This is a genomic window from [Zimmermannella] alba NBRC 15616 (genome assembly GCF_001570905.1).
Lineage (GTDB): Bacteria > Actinomycetota > Actinomycetes > Actinomycetales > Microbacteriaceae > Pseudoclavibacter > Pseudoclavibacter albus.
The window spans coordinates 284133-302401 of sequence record NZ_BCSO01000001.1; the positions used below are offsets into that span (position 1 = coordinate 284133).

Here is an 18269-nt window from a genome sequence, read left to right on the forward strand (position 1 = left end):
ACAATGGCCCACGTGCCAGCAGTGAATCTCGGAATGCCCAAGGTCCCCGAAACCCTTGCCCCGCGCCGCAAGTCGCGCAAGATCAAGGTCGGCAATGTGGAGGTCGGTGGCGACGCACCCGTGAGCGTGCAGTCGATGACGACGACTCCCACCACGGACATCAACGCGACGCTGCAGCAGATCGCCGAGCTCACCGCATCCGGTTGCGACATTGTGCGTGTGGCCGTGCCGAGCCGCGACGATGCGGAAGCGCTTCCGATCATTGCGAAGAAGAGCCAGATTCCGGTTATCGCAGACATCCACTTCCAGCCGGCGTACGTGTTCAAGGCCATCGACGCGGGCTGCGCGGCGGTGCGTGTGAACCCGGGCAACATCCGCAAGTTCGACGACAAGGTCGGCGAGATCGCGAAGGCCGCGAAGGATGCCGGTGTGTCGCTGCGCATCGGCGTGAACGCGGGTTCGCTCGAGCCGAGTCTGCTGCAGAAGTACGGCAAGCCCACCGCGGAAGCTCTCGTTGAGTCGGCGGTGTGGGAAGCGAGCCTGTTCGAAGAGCACGATTTCCACGACTTCAAGATCTCGGTCAAGCACAACGACCCGATCGTCATGGTGAAGGCGTATCGGATGCTTGCTGAGCGCGGCGACTGGCCGCTCCACCTCGGCGTCACCGAAGCGGGCCCCGCCTTCCAGGGCACGATCAAGTCGGCCACCGCCTTCGGCATCCTGCTCGCTGAGGGTATCGGTGACACGATTCGCGTCTCGCTCTCTGCTCCGCCTGCCGAAGAGGTCAAGGTTGGCCTGCAGATCCTGCAGTCGCTCAACCTCCGCGAGCGTCGCCTTGAGATCGTGAGCTGCCCGTCCTGTGGCCGCGCCCAGGTTGACGTGTACACGCTCGCCGAGAACGTGACCGAGGGCCTCAAGCACCTCACGGTGCCGATCCGTGTGGCCGTCATGGGCTGCGTTGTGAACGGCCCCGGCGAAGCGCGTGAGGCGGACCTCGGTGTCGCCTCCGGTAACGGCAAGGGCCAGATCTTTGTCAAGGGTGAAGTCATCAAGACGGTGCCCGAATCCGAGATCGTCGAGACGCTCATCCAGGAAGCGAACCGTATCGCTGCTGAGATGCCTACGAGCGCAACCGGCACCCCGGAAGTGATCGTCTAAGGACCCGATCATCAGGTGTCATCCAGAGTCATGGATGGCGCCTGATGCGTCTCCGGCGCAGATTGTTCCCGCGGCCACCCCAAGTCATCCGCGAGTGGGGGAGCGTTTCCCCGTGCGAGCGGATGCGTTGTTCAAGGAGCCCCCGTAACGTGGCCACGTGGAGCCACACAGCTTCGAGAAGCCAGAAAGCGAGAGACCGTGACGCAACCCGGACAGCCCGCCCCGCAGCCGAGCTACCCCAACGCTTCGCAGCAGGCTCCGAACCAGCAGTATCAGCAGCAGGGCTCCGCATACCCCGGGCAGCAGGCACCGCAGCAGCAGGCCAGCCAGCAGATGATGGGGTGGCCGCCGCAGCGTCAGCAGGAAGCACCTCGCGCACCGCAGGCCACGAACGGCGCCACGGCAGCGCCGCAGCAGGTGCCCGTGCAGCGCCCCGAGCGCCTCACGAACGCTGAACTTGCCGAAGCGCGTGAGCTCCTCGGAGGGATTACGCGGGCCTACCAGCGCAAGGTCGTCGGCCAGGATCGCCTGCGTGAAAGTCTGCTCATCGCCCTCATGACGGGCGGCCACATCCTCCTCGAATCCGTGCCGGGCCTCGCGAAGACGACTGCCGCGCACGCCCTCGCCGAGGCTGTGGATGCTTCCTTCAAGCGCATCCAGTGCACGCCCGACCTCCTGCCCTCCGACATCGTCGGCACGCAGATATACGACGCCACGCAGAATGCGTTCACGACGCAGCTTGGCCCCGTCCACGCGAACTTCGTGCTCCTCGACGAGATCAACCGCTCGAGCGCGAAGACGCAGTCGGCGATGCTCGAGGCCATGCAGGAGAAGCAGACGACGATCGGCGGCACCGTCTACGAGCTGCCCTCGCCGTTCCTCGTCATGGCAACCCAGAACCCCATCGAGCAAGAAGGCACCTACGTGCTCCCCGAAGCACAGCTCGACCGCTTCATGCTCAAGGACGTCCTCGACTACCCAACCCCGGTCGAAGAAGCTGAAGTGCTCCGCCGCATTGACGGTGGCGTCTTTGACGAGTCGAGCGAGGCCGTCGCGAGCCTCGATGACGTGCGTCGCCTCCAGCGGCTCACGAAGCGCGTCTACCTCGACGCGAGCATCACCGAATACCTCGTCGGTATCAGCTACGTCACCCGCCACGCAGGCCAGTACCTGCCGCCGGAGCTCGCCCGACTCGTTGAAGTCGGTGCCTCACCGCGCGCCTCAATCAACTTCTCGAAGGCGGCACGCGCCCTCGCGCTCCTCAACGGCCGCGACCACGTCATCCCGGACGACATCCGCCGCCTCTCGCACCGCATCCTCCGCCACCGCGTCATCCTCGGCTACGAAGCCGACGCCCAGGGCATCACGCCCGAAGACATCATCGACGCCATGTTCCAGGCTGTGAGGACCCCGTAAGCCGTGGCCGACCCACTGCTCACTCGCGTCAAGTCGAAGCTGCACCTCACGGCCCGGCGGCGCGTCACGCATGCCCTCGACGGGCAGTACCGCTCGCTGCAGCACGGACGCTCCATGGACTTTGAAGACCTCCGCGAATACACGACGGGCGACGAAGTCAAAGACATCGACTGGAACGCGACCGCGCGCCTTGGTACGACCCTCGTGAAGCGCTACCACGCGGAGCGCCGGCACCGGATGCTCTTCGTCGTCGACCGAGGTCGCAACATGGCCGCCCAGTCTGACGGCGGCACCGAGAAGCGCATGCTCGCCGTGCTCATTACCGGCATCCTTGGCTACCTCGCCATTCGTCACGGCGATGAAGTTGCCCTCGCGACCGGTGACGCCGAATCGCACCGCCTCATGCCGTACCGCACGAGCGAACGCGAGCTTGAGCGGATGCTGCACGAAGCCCACGACCACGTGAGCCTCGACGGGCCGCAGAGCGACCTGCCGGGCCTGCTGCAGCACATCCGCCAGCGGCTTCGCGGGCATCACTTCCTTGTTGTCATTGCGGACGAGACCGAGCTCACGGATGAGATCCAAGAGCTCATTCGCCGGCTCACCGTGCAGCACGAACTCGTGTGGATCGAGATCGCCGATGCGAACCCACTTGCTGGCGGCAACGCGGCAAGCCTCAGCTATGACGTGAGCGGATCATGGCGGATGCCGTCGCTCCTTGCCCAGAACGAACAGCTCGCCGCAGAACTTCGGGCGAATGAGCGTAACCGCACCAGGCGGCTTTCGGCGCTTGTCACCGAGCTCGGTGCCAGCTTCGCGCGCGTCCACTCCGAAGAGGACGTCATGCCGGCACTCATCGAGCTGCTCAAGCGACGGGGGAGGACACATGCCTAGCCTCTGCATCACCTCCACGAGCGTTCTGGCCGCGCCAGAAGCGCCACAGGGGACCATCATGCCGATCGTCGGCTACTGGCCCATCTGGGGCCTCCTCGCCGTCGCCATCCTGCTCGCGATCTTCGCCTACTACCTCTTTGTGTGGTGGAACACCCGCAAGCGCGACCCGCTGCCGGAGCTTGAGGTACCCCGCCCGGCACCAGACCTCGGCGCGATCCGCATGGCAAAGCTTCGCGAAGTGGATGCCGTCGAAGCGCGCTACCTGCAGGGACAACTTTCGAGCCGCAAGGCGCACGCCGAACTCTCGCGCATCATCCGCGAATACGTCGCCGCAGCCACCGGCATCCCCGCCGACAAGATGGACCTCACCCAGCTGCGCAGCACGGGCCTGCGCGGCACCACACACACGATCGCCCAGTACTACCCGATCGTGTTCGGTGCCCGCGAATATCGGGGCGTCTCCGAGGGTGCTCGTGCCGCGAGGAGCGTGATGACCCAGTGGCTCTAGGAATGTGGTGGCTCACCGCCGGGCTCATCCTCGCCGCCGCCGTTGTCGGGGTGGTGGCGTGGATACGTTCTCGGAGGGCGCGCTCGCAACACGCACGCCCCATCGCGAACTCACACCGCCTGACCCGCATCCCCGGCTACCGTCGCGCCCTCAAGCGTTCAAGTCTGCAGGCAAGCCTCGCCCTTGTGACGCTCAGCGTCCTCGTCGTGCTCGCCGCGATCGGCTCCGGCCGTTGGATCTACCAGCGCGTGGAACAGCCCGAGAAGTTCAACCGCGACATCGTGCTCTGCCTGGATGTCTCAGGCTCCATGGTCGACTACGACGTCCAGGTCATCCAGCGGTACCTCGAAATGCTGCCCGGATTCCAGGGCGAACGTATTTCCCTCGTGCTCTGGGATGCCACCGCAGTCCCGGTCTTCCCACTCACCGACGACTACGACTTCGTGAACGACCAGCTCAAGCTCGTCGCCGACTCCATGGAGAGCTACGGCTCGGTGGGCAGCGAATACTTCGCTGGCACGCGGAACAGCGGCGGCGCCTCGCTCGTCGGCGACGGCCTTGCAAGCTGCGCCCTCATGTTCGGCGAAACCACCGACGACGGCCGCAGCCGCTCCATCATCTTCGCCACCGACAACGCCGTGAACGGTGACGCGCTCATGTCCCTCCCCGAGGCAGCAGCCCTCACCAAGGAGCGCAAGATCACCGTCTACGGCCTCGACGCGAATGAATTCGAAGACGCCTTCGCTGACGAATACCGCGTTCAGATCGAACAGAACGGCGGTAAATACTTCAAACTCTCCGACGAATCGAGCATCAGCGCCATCGTGGACGACATCACGAGCGAACAGACCTCGATCATCCGCGGCGCCCCAATCGTTCTCATCACCGACCGCCCCGCCGGCTGGCTCATCGCGATCCTTGGCGTCCTCGTCGGATATCTCGTCCTCGCGTGGAGGCTCAAGCTATGACCTGGAATCCCATCTTCCCGTGGTGGCTTGTGCTCATCATCGCGCTCGCGGTGATCGGCTTCGTGATCTGGCAGCTCATCGCAGCACCCAAGGGCGCTCGTCGTCGCGGTTGGGCAATCCGCCTCGTCGTTGTTGTCCTGGTCATGCTCGCGTGCTTCCGCCCTGGCATTGGTTCCCAGCGCGCGGCCGTCGTCGAGCGTGCACTCGACGTGTTCTTTGTCGTCGACACGAGCGCGAGCATTATCGCCGAAGACTGGGATGGCACGAAGCCGCGCCTGGATGGCGTGAAGGCGGATGTGAAGGCCCTCGCTGAAGCCCACCCCGGTGCACGCTTCTCGCTCATCACCTTCGACTCCAACGTCGTCCAGCGCCTGCCCCTCACGACCGACACGAGCGCACTCGAGTCTTCACTCGATGCTCTCCGCCCTGAAGTGACGAAGTACTCGTCTGGCTCCTCCGTCGGAGGAGCCGCAGAACTCCTCGCAAAGACGCTCAAGAAGGCCTCGGAGGACAGCACGCCGCGAGCCCGCGTCGTCTATTACTTCGGCGACGGCGAACAGACATCGACGAAGGAACCTGAATCCTTCAAGGAGTCGGCCCAGTACGTGAGCGGGGGAGGGGTCTTCGGATACGGCACCCCCGAGGGCGGGCAGATGCGGGAAACCGCGAGCAGCCTCGCCACGTCAACGCCCGACTACATCGAGTACCAGGGACAGCCCGCAAAATCTGTCATTGACGAGAACAACCTCAACCAGATCGCCCAGCAGCTTGGCGTGAGCTACCAGCACCGTGATGCCGGAACCACCGCACAGGCCGCGCAAGTGAATGCCGAGGAGACCGACACGTCCCGCTCGAACGACGTCGAACGCGCCTTCGAGCTGTACTGGATCCTCCTCATCGCGGCGACGCTCCTCCTGCTCATCGAACTCTGGCGAACCAGCCGCGCCACTGCCGAACTCGCCGCCGCTCGAGAGGGGGTCGAACGTGACGAGCCGTAACACCGACACCAGCGACATCGACGACGAGCAGATGACGGACGTCGGCGCGCCGGAACACTCCGGGGCCAACATTGAGCTCCCGTCCGAGCACGACGAGACGCCCCAGGATGGCGCGCCCGAGGTTGTCGAAGCAGAACTCGCTCCACCGAGCAAAGAAGAGCTGGAAGCAGCTGACCGTCGCGTGCGGCGCGCCCGACGCAAGCGACTCATCCTGTGGGGGACACCCGTCGTCGTCATCCTTGCACTCGTCGCCTTCAAGCTCCTCTCGATGATCTTCATCGCGAACCAAGCTGTGAAACAGTACGAAGCAGGCTCCTACGAGGAGTCGCTCAACACCTCGGAACTCCTCACCTACGGCAACGTCATCGAACCGTGGAAGGCGCACTACGACGTCGGTACGAACTACCTGCAGCTCGGAGTCTTGCCCGAATCGAAGGCCGAACTCGAACAGGCGCTCGCGCTCGCGGCGCCGAGCGAGGCGTGCCCCGTGCGAGCAAACCTCGCCATCACCATTGAGCGCCTCGGTGATCTCGCGCTCGCAAACGGTGACGAGGCAGCTTCGAAGGCCTACTACGAGGAGGCGAAGAAGGTACTCGCTGAACGGGACCCCTCGTGCGAGCAGTCGAGCTCTGAACCGTCGTCGCAAGAGACCGAGCAACGTCTCGAGCAGAAGACCGGCGAAAGCAACGAAGGCTCGCAGGACTCGACCTCGAGTCCGACCCCTTCACCGAGCGAGAGCCCGACGCCGAACCCCTCAAACACGCCGGACGAGCAGTCGCAGGAGAATGAGACGCCGGGGGCATCGGCCAGCCCGCAATCCGCAGAAGAACAGCTGCAGGAACAGCTCGGCGAGAACCAGCAGCAGCGCGAAGAACAGCTCGATGAGGAGAACAACAGCAGCTCGGGAGGCGCCGAGAAACCCTGGTAACCCCGAATGGGGGAGGTTCGCACTACGATGAACCCCATGATCGAGCGCCTCTCTACCTTCTTCGTGCGGACCCTTCGGGAAGACCCGGTGGACGCCGAAGTTGCCAGCCACAAGCTTCTTGTCCGTGCCGGATACATCCGCCGCCAGGCCCCGGGCGTCTTCGCCTGGATGCCGCTCGGACTGCGCGTGAAGCGCCGCGTCGAAGAAATCATCCGAGAAGAGATGCGCGCGGCTGGCTCGCAGGAGGTACTCTTCCCAGGCCTGCTCCCGGCGGACTTCTACCGCGCCACGAACCGCCTCGACGACTTCGGCGACGGCATCTTCCGCCTCAAAGACCGCAAGGGTGCCGAGTACGTGCTCGCGCCGACGCACGAAGAGGCCTTCACCCTCATGGTGAAGGAGCTCTACTCCTCGTACAAGGACCTCCCACTCTCGATCTACCAGATCCAGGACAAGTACCGCGACGAGGCTCGTCCGCGCGCGGGTCTGCTCCGCGGCCGCGAGTTCACGATGAAGGACGCCTACTCCTTCGACGTGAGCGACGAAGGCCTTGAGGTGAGCTACCAGCAGCAGCGTGACGCCTACGAGCGCATCTTCAAGCGCCTCGGCCTCGACTACGTCATTGTCTCGGCAAACGCGGGTGCGATGGGCGGCTCGAAGTCGGAGGAGTTCCTGCACCCGACCGAGGTCGGTGAAGACACCTTCTTCATCGCCCCGAGCGGTTTCGCGGGCAACGTCGAGACGTACCAGTCCACGCCGCGCCCGGTCGTTGAGCGGGAGCACCCTGAGCCCGTCGTCTTCGACAGTCCGAACACCAAGTCGATCGCAGCGCTTGTCGACCACCTCAATGAGCACGTCGAGCACCCCGAGGGTCGCGAGTGGAAGGCCGAAGACACGCTCAAGAGCGTCGTCGTCGTCCTCACACACCCGGACGGCGAAGAAGAGCTCGTTGTCGTCGGGATCCCGGGCGACCGCGAAGCCGACATGAAGCGTCTCGAGACCTCCTTCCAGCCAGCCGAAGTTGCGCCAGCGACCGAGGCAGACTTCGCGAAGAACCCGGCGCTCGTGAAGGGCTACATCGGCCCGTGGTCCTCGGAGGGCCCGGTCCTCGGTGAAGAGTCCGTCACCGGCATCCGCTTCTTCCTCGACGCCACGATCGCCGATGGCAGCACCTGGGTGACGGGTGCCAACGTCTCCGACCGCCACGCCATGTGGGTCACGGTCGCCCGCGACTTCACCGCCGATGGTCGCGTTGAGGCGGCCGAGGTGCTCGACGGCGACCCCTCTCCCGACGGCTCCGGCCCTATCCGCACTGCTCGCGGTACCGAGATCGGCCACGTCTTCCAGCTTGGCCGCAAGTACGCCGAAGCGCTTGGCCTCAAGGTGCTCGACGAGAACGGCAAGCTCGTGACCGTCACCATGGGCTCCTACGGCATCGGCGTCACGCGTGACCTCGCCCTCGTCGCCGAACAGAACCACGACGAGCGCGGCCTCGTGTGGCCCGAATCGGTTGCCCCCTTCGACGTGCACGTCGTCGCCACGGGCAAGAACCAGGAGGCCTTCGACGCCGCCGAGCGCATTGCTGCCGAGCTCTCGGAGCAGGGCCTCGAGGTGCTCGTGGACGACCGTCCGAAGGTCTCGCCCGGAGTGAAGTTCAGCGACGCCGAGATCATGGGCATCCCGTGGATCATCATCGCCGGCCGCGGTGTGGCCGATGGTGAGGTCGAGATCTGGCGCCGTGCCGACGGTGAGCGTGAAGCCGTGAAGATCGACGACGCGGCGAGCGAACTCATCTCGCGCCGCAACGCGGTCCTCCGGTAGACTTTGCGTTTCAGCTGAATACAGGAGGCCTCCCATGAAGATCGATCTCGCAGTCCTGCGGATGCTTGAGCGTGAGCGTGAAATTCCCTTTGAAGAACTTGCCTCGATCATTGAGCAGGCCATCCTCACCGCCTACCAGAAGCACGCCAGTCAGGAACTCGGCGCGGCACCGGCAGAGGGTACGCGTGTGCAGCTTGACCGCAAGACCGGCCAGGTGGATGTCTTCACGCCCGAGCTCGACGAAGACGGCAACGTCATCGGCGAAGCCATCGAGCACCCGGAAGACTTCGGCCGTATCGCCGCGTTCGCCGCGAAGCAGGTCATCACGCAGCGCATGCGCGACCTCGGTGACGACAAGGTCCTCGGCGAGTTCCGTGAGCGCGAGGGTGACATCATCGCTGGTGTCATCCAGCAGGGCACGAACCCGCGCATGATCCAGGTCGACCTCGGCACGGTGGAAGCGGTGCTTCCGCCGGAGGAGCAGGTTCCGGGCGAAGACTACTCGCACGGTCGTCGCCTCCGCGTCTACGTCACCAAGGTTGAGCGCGGCACGCGTGGCCCGCAGGTGACGGTCTCGCGCACGCACCCCTCGCTCGTGCGCAAGCTCTTCGCGCTCGAGGTGCCCGAGATTGCGAACGGCATCGTCGAGATCGTCTCACTTGCTCGCGAAGCCGGCCACCGCACGAAGATCGCGGTCCGCGCCACGCAGGAAGGCATCAACGCAAAGGGTGCCTGCATCGGTGAACTCGGTGCTCGCGTGCGCGCTGTGACGAACGAGCTCGGCAACGAGAAGATCGACATTGTCGACTACTCGGAAGACCTCGCCACCTTCGTCGCGAACGCGCTGAGCCCCGCCAAGGTCTCGAGTTCCTTCGTGCTCGACCGCAGCACCAAGGCCGTCCGCGCGCTCGTTCCCGATTTCCAGCTCTCGCTCGCGATCGGCAAGGAAGGTCAGAACGCACGCCTGGCAGCAAAGCTCACGGGCGCCCGTATCGACATCCAGCCTGACTCGATCCTCGAGGACGACGAAGAGTAAGTAACCCTCCGAACGGCCGTTTCGTGCGGCCGTTCGGGTGGTTGGGGGTACTATGGAGCCCGTACGAACGTGCGTCGGTTGTCGCGCGCGTGCACCAAGGTCGTCGCTTGTTCGCGTAACGGCCGGTCCAGACCGCTTCCTCGTCGATCTCACGGCGAGCAATGCTGGACGGGGCGCGTGGTTGCATCCGGACTCCGCTTGCATCCAAACCGCACTGACACGAAAGGCCTTTCAACGGGCACTCCGAGTCCGCGCGCTGGATGAGAGCGAAGTCGGCGAACTCGCCGCGCAATTGGCTGCCTCGGCAGCCCTACACCACGAGAAAGCAGATCGGAACATGGACAACTCATGAGTGGCTCACGATGAGGCACAACATCCGACGTTAATGGCTGATCCTGTCCGGGATCAGCCCGGACAGGAGAACAGTGGCAAAACCACGCGTACACGAAATCGCCAGTGAAATGGGCGTCGAGTCGAAGGTCGCACTCAAGACGCTTGAAGAGATGGGCGAGTTCGTGAAGAGCGCCTCCTCGAGCGTTGAGCCCCCGGTGGCTCGTCGCCTTCGTGAGGCCCTTTCGAAGCAGAACAACGGCGGTGACGCCAAGGCTGACGCAGCATCGTCGGCAAAGCCCACCCCGAAGCCTGGCAGCCAGGCGCCCAAGCCCGGCCCGAAGCCTGCTGCCAACAAGCCGGGTCCGAAGCCCGGCTCGGCAGCCCCGAAGCCCGGCTCGGCAGCCCCGAAGCCGGGTGCAGCAGCACCGGCTTCCGCACCCAAGCCCGCCGCAAAGCCGGCAGCTGAGACCCCGGCACGCCCGGCAGCGAAGCCCGCTGCCCAGGGTGGCGCGCCGAAGCCTGGCGCCTCGAAGCCGCCGACGCCCGGCCCGAAGCCCGGCGAGAACGCGATCCCGCGTCCCCGTGGCCCGCGCCCCGGCCCGCGTCCCGGCAACAATCCCTTCGCATCCCAGCAGGGCATGGGCCGTCCGCGCCCGGGCAACAACCCCTTCTCGTCGAACCAGGGCATGCGCCCGGGTCCGCGTCCGGGTGGTCCGCGTCCGCAGGCTCCCGGTGGCCAGGGTGGTCCGCGCGCACCGCGTCCCGGCCAGCCTCGTGTGCTGCCGGGTGCTCGCCCGCAGGGTCCCGGTCGTCCCGGTGGCGGCGGTCCCGGTCGTCCCGGTGGTGGTGGCCCCGGTGGTGGTGGCTTTGCCGGTCGTGGCGGTCGTCCCGGTGGCGGTCGCCCGGGCGGTCGTGGCCAGGCAGCTGGTGCCTTCGGCCGCGGTGGCGGCAAGTCCAAGGCACGCAAGTCGAAGCGGACGAAGCGCGCAGAGTTTGAGATGCGGGAGGCACCGTCGATTGGCGGTGTGAAGGTTCCTCGCGGCTCAGGCGACACGCTCATCCGCATGCGTCGCGGCGCGTCGATCTCGGACTTCGCCGAGAAGATCAATGCAAGCCCCGGCGACCTCGTGACGGTGCTCTTCCACCTCGGTGAGATGGCCACGGCGACGGAGTCGCTCGACGAGGCCACGTTCGAGGTGCTCGGTGCCGAGCTCGGCTACAAGATCCAGATCGTCTCGCCCGAGGACGAAGACAAGGAACTCCTCGAGTCCTTTGACATCGACCTCGACGAAGAACTCGAGATGGAAGACGACGACGTGCTCGAGCAGCGTCCGCCGGTCGTCACCGTCATGGGTCACGTCGACCACGGTAAGACTGCCCTCCTCGACGCGATTCGCTCGGCGAACGTGCAGGAAGGCGAAGCTGGCGGCATCACGCAGCACATTGGTGCGTACCAGGTGCACCGTGAGCACGAAGGCATCGACCGCGCCATCACGTTCATCGACACCCCGGGTCACGAGGCCTTCACAGCAATGCGTGCCCGTGGTGCGAACGTCACCGACATCGCGATCCTCGTGGTCGCGGCGGACGACGGCATCATGCCGCAGACGATCGAAGCGCTGAACCACGCTCAGGCTGCGGATGTGCCGATCGTCGTGGCCGTCAACAAGGTCGACAAGCCCGAAGCGAACCCGCAGAAGGTGCGCTCGCAGCTCACCGAGTACGATCTCGTGGCCGAAGAGTACGGCGGCGACGTCATGTTCGTCGACGTCTCGGCTCGTAAGGGCACCGGTATCGATGACCTCATCGAAGCCGTCCTGCTCACCGCCGACGCTGGCCTCGACCTGCGCGCAAACCCCAACAAGGATGCTCGCGGTATCGCGATCGAAGCGAAGCTCGACAAGGGCCGCGGCTCGGTGGCAACCGTCCTCATCCAGTCGGGAACGCTGCGCGTCGGCGACCCGATCGTGACCGGCACCGCCTACGGTCGCGTTCGCGCCATGCTCGACGAGAACGGCAAGAACGTCACTGAGGCTGGCCCGTCGCGTCCGGTGCAGGTGCAGGGTCTCTCGAGCGTTCCGCGCGCCGGTGACAACTTCCTCGTCACCGATGAAGACCGAACGGCACGTCAGATCGCTGAGAAGCGTGAAGCGGTTGAGCGCAACGCTCAGCTCGCGAAGGCTCGCAAGCGCATCTCGCTCGAAGACTTCACCCGTGCACTCGAAGAGGGCAAGGTCGCATCGCTCAACCTCATCATTAAGGGTGACGTTTCGGGTGCTGTCGAAGCCCTCGAAGAGTCGCTCCTCAAGATCGAGGTCGACGAGACGGTGCAGCTGCGCATCATCCACCGCGGTGTTGGTGCGATTACCGAGTCGGACGTCAACCTCGCCACGGTCGACAACGCCATCATCCTCGGCTTCAACGTCCGCCCCGACACGAAGGCGCGCGACCGCGCGGCTCGCGAGGGCGTGGACATCCGCTTCTACTCCGTCATTTACAACGCCCTCGAGGACATCGAGAACTCGCTCAAGGGCATGCTCAAGCCGGAGTACGAAGAGGTCCAGTCGGGTGTCGCCGAGATCCTCGAGGTGTTCCGCTCCTCGAAGTTCGGCAACATCGCCGGTTGTATCGTTCGCTCGGGCACGATCACGCGCAACGCGAAGGCACGCATCATCCGCGAGGGTGTTGTGATCGCCGACGGTCTCGCGATCGAGTCGCTGCGCCGCTTCAAGGACGACGTCACTGAGGTCCGTACGGACTTCGAATGTGGTATCGGCCTCGGCAAGTACAACGACATCCAGATCGGCGACGAAATCGAAACGACCGAAATGGTGGAGAAGCCGCGCGTCTAAGCCACGCCGCTTCCAACGAGCGGGCGGTGCCGAAGCTCTTCGGCCCGCCCGCTCGCGCTGTCCCTGAAAGTGCTCAGGGGCGCGAGCCACAATGAATCTGAAGGAGAACACCATGGTTGATCACGCACGTGCGGCGCGCATGGCCGACCGCATCAAGGTCATCGTCGCCCAGACGCTTGAGCGCGGTGTCAAGGACCCGCGCCTCGGTTTTGTCACGGTGACGGATGTTCGTGTGAGCGGGGACCTCCAGCACGCGAGCATCTTCTACACCGTGTACGGCAGCGACGAAGACCGTGCCAACACCGCCAAGGCGCTCGCCTCGGCGACGGGCATCGTGCGGAAGGAAGTGGGCAAGAACCTCAAGGTGCGCCTCACGCCGACGATCGAGTTCATCGCCGACGCACTGCCCGAGAACGCGAGCGCGATTGAGGCGTTGCTTCGTGAAGCGCACGAGCGTGATGTGGCAACCGAAGAGCTCAAGAAGCACGCGACGTACGCGGGGGATGAAGACCCGTACGCGAAGCCGCATGTCATCGAGGACGATGAGGACTAGTCGGCGCTCCGGCACTCCTCGCTAGGGGAGCTGGAGTGATCCCTTGCTGCTGCGCACGACGAGACCATCTGTGATGAGGCTTTCGAGGGCAGTCTCGAAGCGGGGATCTTCGGTGCCGGCTGTCGTGTGCATGGCGCGGAGTTCTGCTTCGCTGTGTTCGGCGTGCTCGCGGAGTTCGGCGAGGAGCATCCCTCGCATCTCGCGGAGACTTCCCGCGTAGCGTGCCTGCGGTTTCCGCTTCGGCAGCGAATCGTCTGCCGCCGGATACCCCTCAGCACGCCACGCGCACTGCTCGGCGATGGGGCAGCGCTCACAAGCGGGGGTTCGGGCAGTGCACACGAGGGCGCCAAGTTCCATAGAGTTCTGCGCGAGACTCACCACGAGCGGCGCTGGCACGGCCTGGGTGACTTCGTTCCAGGCGGCGGTATCTCGGGCGACGCTTGGGGCCCACGCCTCGGCGTGGCCGAACCTGTGGCGGGCGAGCACGCGTCGGACGTTCGTGTCGACCACCTGCGCTGGCACGCCGAAGGCGAAGGCCGCGACAGCACCCGCGGTGTACGGGCCGATGCCGGGCAGCGCGAGGAGTTCCTCGACCGTGTCAGGCACTTCGCCTGCGTGACGGTCGCGAATCGCTTCGGCAAGCGCGCGCAGGCGCACGGCACGTCGCGGGTAGCCGAGCCGATCCCAGGCGCGAATCACCTCGGCGTCACTCGCAGCAGCAAGATCTGCGGGCGTGGGCCAGCGCTCAAGAAATTCCTGCCACTTCGGAATGACGCGCGCGACCTGCGTCTGCTGGCTCATGATTTCGCTGAGGAGCACGGCCCAGGGTGTTGTCCCGGGCGCTCGCCAGGGGAGAGGCCGCGCCTGGGCACGGAACCACTCGTCAAGCTGACTCGCAAACTCGATGTTTCGTTCAGCGAGACGTGCATCGACGGATGTCATGACGCGGCGCACCATTCCGCGAACTCGCCACGCACCTCGTCGAGGCACAACGGGGCACGCCTCTCACGTTCACGCGCATCCACGAGCGTGGCCAGGCGCGCAACGACAGGCAGCATGAGTCCTGCGTCCTGCGCAAGCTGCACGGGGTCATGACCGAGGGCCACGTTTTCGCTCGCGACGCCGCGACGGAGACTCTGCAACGTCGAACCGAGATTCGGCACCTCACCAAAGGTCGAAACCATGTCTGTGACAAGACTTGGCATGACTGCTGCGCTGCTCGTGCGTGCGGCTTCGAGTGAGGCCCTCGCCGCATCCGTGAAGAGGGGGATGGTGGGGAAGGAGTGCCCGAGGGCACAACCAAGCTCGTACACCTCGACCATGGCCTGCGCGGTGATGCGTGCCATGTCATCCGCGGCATAGAGGGCTTGCATTGGCAGGTCAGTGATCGCGGGCAACGCATTGAGCTGGTTCACGAGGAGTTTCGACCACATGGCCGAGGCAATGTCGTCCGTGACGCTGCAGCACAATTCGGGTGGGAACAGCCCGGCAACCGCCTCCGCCAGGCTTCCCCGCGTACCCTCGCTGGCACCGATGACAAGACCTGAGCCTCCCGTCACCGTCACCTCACCGGGAGCATCCGCTCGGGCGGCAAAGGAAGCAAGTCCGTGGAGGAGTCTGGCGCGCGGACCAAGCGCGTCTCGTGCAATCTCTGGCCCGCGGACGCCGTTCTGCACGCACAGGATGGGGGAGCCGAGGCATCCGCCACGGTTCGTGCGGAGCGCCTCGCCAAGGTCGCCGACCTTCGTCGCGCAGACGACGACATCCACTTCGCCCGGCAGCTGCGGCATGCACTCGACGGTCGCGCGGTACTCGCCGAATGCTCCGTGGAGGATGAGCTCCATCTCGTTCGCGGTGTCGCGGCGTGAGGCGATCACCACCTCGTGCCCATTTCGGTGCAGGAGGGCAGCGAGTGTGCCGCCAATCGCGCCAGCACCAATCACACCGATCTGCATGCCCTCTCCTCCTGCTCTCGACTGCGTCCGGCCCGAACCGACGTCCGAGGCCCGCCTAGACTATGAGACACCATGACTGCCGCTCCAGCTGACGTCCCGCACGGGATCGCCCTCGTCGACAAGCCCCAGGGACACACAAGCCACGGCATCGTCGCCTGGACCCGCAAGAGCCTCGGCACGCGGAAGGTCGGCCACGCCGGCACTCTCGACCCAATGGCAACGGGACTGCTCGTCATCGGCGTGGGGCACGCGACGCGCCTGCTCACGTACCTCGTCGGCGAAGACAAGGAATACTTCGCGACCATCCGCTTTGGCATCGGCACCTCCACCGAAGACGCCGAAGGAGAGATCGTCGAACGCTCGGTGCCGGACGTTGTCGCCGCCATCACGCGCGAACGTCTCACGGAAGCCATGGCACTGCTCACCGGCGGCATCGAACAGGTGCCCTCGGCCGTGAGCGCGATCAAGATTGACGGCAAGCGCTCCTATCAGCGCGTCCGCGACGGCGAAGACGTCCAGCTCAAAGCGCGTCCCGTCACGATTCACGAGTTCGAACTGCTCGACATCGACGAGCCGGAGGAACACGACGGCACGCTCACGCTCGACATCCGTGTGCGCGTTGTCTGCAGCTCCGGCACCTACATCCGTGCCCTCGCGCGCGACCTCGGTGTGAGCCTTGGCACCTGCGCACATCTCACGGCGCTTCGTCGCACACGAGTCGGCAATATGAGCTTGGAGGATGCTGTCGACACGACGACTCCGCTCACACCGGCCAACCTCACGCCGAGCAGTGTCGTTGCCTGGCGCCGATTCCCGAGCATCGACCTCAGCGATGATGAAGCGCTCGACATTTGGCACGGCAAACGCATTGCACTGCCTGCTGGATGGACGCCGCCCGAAGAGAAGACGCCTGTGGCAGCCTTCAACCCAGCGGGGCAACTCGTCGGCCTTGTCGAATGCTCGCGCACGACCATGAAGTCGTGCCTCAACTTCCCGGAGCCGCTCGCATGATCGAATGGTGGACCATAGTACAAGCCGTCATTGCTACCGCGGCAGGCGTGTTCTGCTTCATCCGGGCGGGCATGAACGCGCCCGTCGGTGATGACACTGCCGCAGCGGCTGCGCTTGGCTGGCTCGCCCTCATTGTTGACGCCGTCATCGCGATCGTCGGCCCCATGACGGGCAACCCCTGCCTCGGCGACGGCATCGAGTTCTGGGTGTACCTCGTCTCGGCCATCATCATTCCGCCGGCCGCCCTCTTCTGGGGGGTGATCGAGCGCAACCGGTGGAGCACCGCGATCCTCGGGGTCGCGATGCTCTCGGTCGCTGTCATGATGGTGCGCATGCAGCAGATTTGGGCCGGTCACGGCCCCCTCCTTGCTGGCTAGTGGGATACTTGATCTCCGTGAAGATCGTGTCCCGACTCCGTGAGCGCCAGGCGCGGCGCAAACGTCGGGACGGCGTCCGCGGCGCCGGGCGTGTGCTTGTAGCCGCCTACGCCATCCTCGCCCTGGCGGCGCTTGGCAGAAGCGCAGTGCAGATTCTCGGCTCCTTCGCCACCGCACCCCTCGCCTACACGCTCTCCGCTGTCTCCGCAGTGATCTACCTCGTGGCAACGATCGCACTGGCGCAAGGGGAACGCGCACGTACCCTCGCCTGGGGTGCTGTCGTCATCGAATTCATTGGCGTCGTGACGGTGGGGCTCATCTCAAGCCTCGCGCCTGAACTCTTCCCGAAGGACACCGTCTGGTCGCACTTCGGGCAAGGTTACGGCTATGTCCCCGCCATCCTGCCGGTCCTCGGAATGGCCTGGCTCGAGTCCAGCAAGCACGCCCCCTCACACGGGTCGCAAGGAGCCGCCACCTCATGATGATCATCCACGACCCGAGCGAGCTGCCGGAGGACGTTGCCGGGACCGCGCTCATGATCGGCAAGTTCGACGGCGTCCACCGCGGCCACCGAGAGCTCGCCGCGCGACTGCAGCGTGCCGCCGTTGAGCACGGACTCCTGAGCCTCGCGGTGACCTTCGACCGTCATCCGCTCGAGCTCTTCGCCCCCGAGCACGCACCGAAGCCCGTCTGCTCGCTACAGGAAAAGCTCGAACTGCTCGCAGAAGCGGGCTTCGAAGCAACGCTCGTGATGCCGTTTACGCGCGAACTCGCTGCGGTTGAGGCGGAGGCGTTCCTCCGTGACATCCTCGTTGCTGCGCTCCGCGCGCGAATTATCCTCGTCGGCGAAGACTTCAAGTTCGGCAATCAGGGGCGCGGCGATATCGACATGCTGGCTGCTCACGCAGACGAACTCGGCTACGAGCTCATGGTCACGGCAGACCAGGCAGGGCCGGGTGGACGCCGAGCATCCTCCACCTGGGTGCGTCAGCTCCTCGACGAGGGCAATGTGGGCGCCTGCGCCGAGGTGCTTGGCCGCGACCACATCCTCGAGGGCATCGTTGTCCACGGTGCTCAGCGCGGACGTGAACTCGGCTTCCCGACTGCAAACCTTTCGCCTGACCTTGAGGGTTATATTCCGGCGGATGGCGTGTATGCGGGTTGGCTGGATGACGGCGAACGCGTGTATCCGGCCGCAATCTCCGTCGGAGACAACCCCACCTTCGAGGGCGTCCCCGCCAAGCAGGTCGAAGCACACGTCATCGACGAAACCCTTGACCTCTACGACCGCCGCGTGCGCGTCGCCTTCGTTGAGCGACTGCGTGGGATGGAGCGTTTCGACGGCCTGCCCGCGCTCATTGCGCGCATGCACCAGGACGTCGACGAAGCGCGCGAGCTGCTCGCGAAGACGCCGACACCGCGCGTCCGAGCATCACTTGCTGCACAGCGGCAGGACTAGCG

General features: G+C 65.3%; 18 protein-coding genes. 16 read left to right on the plus strand and 2 right to left on the minus strand.

Annotation, left to right across the window (positions count from 1 at the left end; genetic code table 11):
• Positions 1-12 precede the first annotated feature (12 nt).
• From ispG to rbfA, 12 genes are all read left to right on the plus strand, one after another.
• Positions 13-1158 (plus strand): flavodoxin-dependent (E)-4-hydroxy-3-methylbut-2-enyl-diphosphate synthase, encoded by a 1146-nt coding sequence (ispG, locus tag ZAL01S_RS01360; RefSeq protein ID WP_174519445.1) that lies wholly within the window; start codon positions 13-15, stop codon positions 1156-1158.
• 198 nt (positions 1159-1356) lie between these two features.
• Entirely contained in the window at positions 1357-2574 is a 1218-nt protein-coding gene (locus ZAL01S_RS01365; RefSeq protein ID WP_244875293.1) for an AAA family ATPase, read from the plus strand.
• A 3-nt stretch (positions 2575-2577) separates the two neighbouring features.
• Positions 2578-3468, plus strand: coding sequence for a DUF58 domain-containing protein (locus ZAL01S_RS01370; RefSeq protein ID WP_066078586.1), 891 nt, complete (start codon positions 2578-2580; stop codon positions 3466-3468).
• Positions 3461-3976, plus strand: a complete 516-nt coding sequence (locus tag ZAL01S_RS01375; protein ID WP_066078589.1) for a hypothetical protein — start codon at positions 3461-3463, stop codon at positions 3974-3976. Before ZAL01S_RS01370 ends, ZAL01S_RS01375 begins: the two co-directional genes overlap by 8 nt.
• Positions 3967-4944 (plus strand): vWA domain-containing protein, encoded by a 978-nt coding sequence (locus tag ZAL01S_RS01380; RefSeq protein ID WP_159421533.1) that lies wholly within the window; start codon positions 3967-3969, stop codon positions 4942-4944. Before ZAL01S_RS01375 ends, ZAL01S_RS01380 begins: the two co-directional genes overlap by 10 nt.
• On the plus strand, positions 4941-5942 hold the full coding sequence (locus ZAL01S_RS01385; RefSeq protein ID WP_066078596.1) for a vWA domain-containing protein: 1002 nt from the start codon (positions 4941-4943) through the stop codon (positions 5940-5942). Before ZAL01S_RS01380 ends, ZAL01S_RS01385 begins: the two co-directional genes overlap by 4 nt.
• Positions 5929-6870, plus strand: a complete 942-nt coding sequence (locus ZAL01S_RS01390; protein ID WP_066078598.1) for a hypothetical protein — start codon at positions 5929-5931, stop codon at positions 6868-6870. Before ZAL01S_RS01385 ends, ZAL01S_RS01390 begins: the two co-directional genes overlap by 14 nt.
• 36 nt (positions 6871-6906) lie before the next feature.
• Positions 6907-8691, plus strand: a complete 1785-nt coding sequence (locus ZAL01S_RS01395; RefSeq protein WP_066078601.1) for a proline--tRNA ligase — start codon at positions 6907-6909, stop codon at positions 8689-8691.
• 34 nt (positions 8692-8725) lie between these two features.
• The gene (nusA, locus tag ZAL01S_RS01400) at positions 8726-9727 is read left to right on the plus strand and encodes a transcription termination factor NusA (RefSeq protein ID WP_066078607.1); all 1002 of its coding nucleotides are present in this window, start codon (positions 8726-8728) and stop codon (positions 9725-9727) included.
• Positions 9728-9779: 52 nt separating this feature from the next.
• Positions 9780-10079: a YlxR family protein gene (locus tag ZAL01S_RS09675; RefSeq protein ID WP_083522994.1), complete on the plus strand. Its 300-nt coding sequence runs from the start codon at positions 9780-9782 to the stop codon at positions 10077-10079.
• Between the two features lie 73 nt (positions 10080-10152).
• Entirely contained in the window at positions 10153-12912 is a 2760-nt protein-coding gene (gene infB / locus ZAL01S_RS01405; RefSeq protein WP_083522957.1) for a translation initiation factor IF-2, read from the plus strand.
• Between the two features lie 112 nt (positions 12913-13024).
• Positions 13025-13465: a 30S ribosome-binding factor RbfA gene (gene rbfA, locus ZAL01S_RS01410; RefSeq protein ID WP_066078612.1), complete on the plus strand. Its 441-nt coding sequence runs from the start codon at positions 13025-13027 to the stop codon at positions 13463-13465.
• 21 nt (positions 13466-13486) lie between these two features.
• Here the strand turns inward: rbfA and ZAL01S_RS01415 are convergent, their stop codons facing one another.
• Together ZAL01S_RS01415 and ZAL01S_RS01420 are read right to left on the minus strand one after the other, a co-directional pair.
• On the minus strand, positions 13487-14407 hold the full coding sequence (locus ZAL01S_RS01415; RefSeq protein WP_066079329.1) for an HhH-GPD family protein: 921 nt from the start codon (positions 14405-14407) through the stop codon (positions 13487-13489).
• Entirely contained in the window at positions 14404-15420 is a 1017-nt protein-coding gene (locus ZAL01S_RS01420; protein ID WP_066078614.1) for a ketopantoate reductase family protein, read from the minus strand. Before ZAL01S_RS01420 ends, ZAL01S_RS01415 begins: the two co-directional genes overlap by 4 nt.
• A 72-nt stretch (positions 15421-15492) precedes the next feature.
• On the opposite strand from ZAL01S_RS01420, the gene truB reads away from it, so the two are divergent.
• The 4 genes from truB to ZAL01S_RS01440 are packed head-to-tail and all read left to right on the plus strand — an operon-like array spanning position 15493 to position 18267.
• On the plus strand, positions 15493-16431 hold the full coding sequence (gene truB, locus ZAL01S_RS01425; RefSeq protein WP_066078616.1) for a tRNA pseudouridine(55) synthase TruB: 939 nt from the start codon (positions 15493-15495) through the stop codon (positions 16429-16431).
• Entirely contained in the window at positions 16401-16808 is a 408-nt protein-coding gene (locus ZAL01S_RS01430; protein ID WP_244875294.1) for a hypothetical protein, read from the plus strand. The genes truB and ZAL01S_RS01430 overlap by 31 nt, the downstream gene beginning before the upstream one ends.
• Before the next feature lie 17 nt (positions 16809-16825).
• Positions 16826-17290, plus strand: a complete 465-nt coding sequence (locus ZAL01S_RS01435; RefSeq protein ID WP_306301585.1) for a hypothetical protein — start codon at positions 16826-16828, stop codon at positions 17288-17290.
• The gene (locus ZAL01S_RS01440; protein WP_066078623.1) at positions 17287-18267 is read left to right on the plus strand and encodes a bifunctional riboflavin kinase/FAD synthetase; all 981 of its coding nucleotides are present in this window, start codon (positions 17287-17289) and stop codon (positions 18265-18267) included. The genes ZAL01S_RS01435 and ZAL01S_RS01440 overlap by 4 nt, the downstream gene beginning before the upstream one ends.
• Positions 18268-18269: the final 2 nt, after the last annotated feature.

Bases quoted from the DNA above. Each gene is read 5' to 3' on its own strand.
- ZAL01S_RS01375 (WP_066078589.1), top strand. From the start codon at position 3,461: ATGCCTAGCCTCTGCATCACCTCCACGAGCGTTCTGGCCGCGCCAGAA.
- ZAL01S_RS01385 (WP_066078596.1), top strand. From the start codon at position 4,941: ATGACCTGGAATCCCATCTTCCCGTGGTGGCTTGTGCTCATCATCGCG.
- ZAL01S_RS01395 (WP_066078601.1), top strand. From the start codon at position 6,907: ATGATCGAGCGCCTCTCTACCTTCTTCGTGCGGACCCTTCGGGAAGAC.
- nusA (WP_066078607.1), top strand. From the start codon at position 8,726: ATGAAGATCGATCTCGCAGTCCTGCGGATGCTTGAGCGTGAGCGTGAA.
- ZAL01S_RS09675 (WP_083522994.1), top strand. From the start codon at position 9,780: ATGGAGCCCGTACGAACGTGCGTCGGTTGTCGCGCGCGTGCACCAAGG.
- rbfA (WP_066078612.1), top strand. From the start codon at position 13,025: ATGGTTGATCACGCACGTGCGGCGCGCATGGCCGACCGCATCAAGGTC.
- ZAL01S_RS01415 (WP_066079329.1), bottom strand. From the start codon at position 14,407: ATGACATCCGTCGATGCACGTCTCGCTGAACGAAACATCGAGTTTGCG.
- ZAL01S_RS01420 (WP_066078614.1), bottom strand. From the start codon at position 15,420: ATGCAGATCGGTGTGATTGGTGCTGGCGCGATTGGCGGCACACTCGCT.
- truB (WP_066078616.1), top strand. From the start codon at position 15,493: ATGACTGCCGCTCCAGCTGACGTCCCGCACGGGATCGCCCTCGTCGAC.
- ZAL01S_RS01440 (WP_066078623.1), top strand. From the start codon at position 17,287: ATGATGATCATCCACGACCCGAGCGAGCTGCCGGAGGACGTTGCCGGG.